At 58.2% G+C, this 2,420-nt stretch carries 2 protein-coding genes; both read left to right on the forward strand.

Annotated features, from left to right (window positions below; all coding sequences use genetic code 11):
* On the forward strand, nucleotides 1-539 hold a 539-nt coding region (locus tag EOA29_RS33115; protein ID WP_210213200.1), incomplete at its 5' end, for a hypothetical protein.
* A 975-nt stretch (nucleotides 540-1,514) separates the two neighbouring features.
* The gene (locus tag EOA29_RS33120) at nucleotides 1,515-2,303 is read left to right on the forward strand and encodes a class I SAM-dependent methyltransferase (RefSeq protein WP_127222184.1); all 789 of its coding nucleotides are present in this window, start codon (nucleotides 1,515-1,517) and stop codon (nucleotides 2,301-2,303) included.
* Nucleotides 2,304-2,420 lie beyond the last annotated feature (117 nt).

Below are 2,420 nucleotides of genomic sequence, written 5' to 3' on the forward strand. Positions count from 1 at the left end.
CACATAATTGCTTCGAAAATGAGCAATTCTTCGGAGAGGCGCTGTGCGGCTGGGTGGACTTGCCGGTCTGCACGGCAGAGTATGCGCAGCGCCATCTGGGTGATGGTCAATTCAAGGAAGTCCACATTCTACTCGACAGCAACTACAACCCTTGGGAATTGTGGTTCTCGGTTGCTGGAATGGACGCCGCCATAGCGCGCGCGACTCACAGCACATTCAACGGGACTAGTCTATGTCTTTCCGCCGCAATGGCCAGCGCCGGCCTCACCATTGGATGCGACAGCTTTGTGGGTATGGCGGCTATCGAGTCGGGGCATCTGGTTGCCCCCATCCCGATCGGCATGCGTAGTGTCGAGACCTTTACGCTCTACCGATCAAAATCCGTGCGGCTGTCTGCTGCTGAAAAAAGCTTCCGAGAATGGCTGCTAAAATCGCTCGCCGAGTATGACGCGCAAGTAGAGGCCAAGCACGCAGCACTCGGAATTCTGATCCTGGAACCGCCGGTCCAGAATTCCCGAAATGGGCAGTGGCCTCAGTGAGTTGGTGTGCTGTAGCCTCCAAGGCAATCCATGCTGAGGTGCAACTAGTCTGCGCGCCCTCCAACGTTGAGTTCCGCTCGGCGCTGGATTTGCCCTGATGGGCGGTGGTAGCGACGGGCGTCGCCTGCACCGGCCTTTCGACGTCTGCCATCCGATGTGCGAATGAGGCCGCGCCGGTAGTCGGCTCGCCACCTGCCGGGGACGCGCGGGTCTGTGCGGCCGGGTGAACAGTGTCTCGTCAATAGTCGTCCCGGGATCATTCTGAAGCTGACCGGCAGGACCGCTCATGCCGCGCGGCCAGAGATCCCGCCACCGATGCCGGCAGCGCCTACCTAACGCCGGAGCTTTCGGCGATCAGCAGCATGCGCGGCACGTCGACTAAGCATCCCGACTTCACGCTCATCACCATCGGTCATGTCGACATGCGTGCCTCCGCTTCGGCGTGGCCCCCGGTGATGCTAACCTATTCCTGCCCTGCGTCCACGCCTCACCGACCAGTGCATGGCGCCGCTGATCGAAAAAGTTCAAGCGCTGGCCCGAAGGGTCGCGAAGGAGAGCGATACCCTCGCCCGAATCGAAGTCCCTCACGGTTCAGGAACTGTTCTTTTGCGCGGCTCGGAGGATTGCGGACATTTTCGGGGGCGGCGCCAAGTTTCGCGTTGATGATACCCGGCTTAGGCGAGGACCTGCTGTGCGCGGATATATGCGTCGGTTGTGAGCCATCTGGAGCATGACGGATCACGGTCTTTGATGCCGCCGACTACGCTTCATTTGCGGTTTCCGGGAACGGTGCCCGACAATGTGATGCTGCCGCGCTTCAACATTCTTGTCCGAAGTTCGACAGTGTCGACTGTGCAAACTCGACAACACGTTATATCAGAAGCTTTTCTCCTTTGGCACGATGCATGCGTGTGAGGAGTGCCGGTGGCTTGGGGGAATCCCTAGCACGCTTTTCTCTAACAGAGGAACAACGAAATGAGCGCAAAGATAGAGCCCGGTATCGTCTCAGAAGGCCTTGGTAAGCGTGATTTAGCCTTGAGTGTTCTGAGGAAGTACAAGGTTTCTAATAAAGAGATTGAAGAGATACTTAGCTTGGCGGCCGGAGACGATGCGAGGTTATATCGCTTGGCTACCAGAAAACGATTTGGAGAGCCGAACGCATATCTGCGAGGATATTCTAGGTTTTTTGGCCGCGAATTCCATCTGGATCGCCGTTGCTACATTCCTGATGAACACGCCCGTGAGCTGGCAGAGCGTGTCCTCCGCGATGCGCCTTCCGGTGGGCGGGTTCTGGAGGTCGGAACTGGCTGCGGATGGCTCTCGATTTCGCTAAAGTGCGAGAGGCCGGATCTTGAGATTGTGGCGTGCGACATAGATCCCAATGCGTTGTGCCTTGCCAGGGCAAACGCCGAGCGGCACGGCGTTGACATCACCTTTTGCGAGAGCTTCTTCGTTGACGACGTGAACATCCCCGAACCCGACTGTATTGTGGCGAACGTCCCCTATGGTGGTGACGCCGATTACTCCGCGCGTGAGCTCGAGGAGAGGCCACAGATGCCGCCGATCGCGATTTGCGACTCCGAGGGCGTTGTTGGCCCACTATTGGGTTTGGTGGCGTCTGTCCAGAATCGAGGATGGCGCTCGCCAACGTATCTGGAGACCGGCTATCTGGATCAGTTGCGACTGGATCCCGTAGTCTCGACCTGTCGGCGCTATCAGCACGTCCGCAACGGTGAGTTCGGCTACCTGGTCATTGAACCGTAAAACGCGGCCGGCAAACGCATTGACCCTCTAACCCAACTCGATATGGTCTCGACGGCGAGTGTTCCCTTGAACTTCGTTGGTGTCCACGACTTCGCCGCCGTCACCGAGGTGTCCCAG

Source organism: Mesorhizobium sp. M1E.F.Ca.ET.063.01.1.1, from assembly GCF_003998155.1.
Taxonomy (GTDB): Bacteria; Pseudomonadota; Alphaproteobacteria; order Rhizobiales; family Rhizobiaceae; genus Mesorhizobium.

What these genes read in the sequence shown, in the direction of transcription:
- EOA29_RS33120 (WP_127222184.1), top strand. Translation starts at nt 1,515, where the DNA reads ATGAGCGCAAAGATAGAGCCCGGTATCGTCTCAGAAGGCCTTGGTAAG.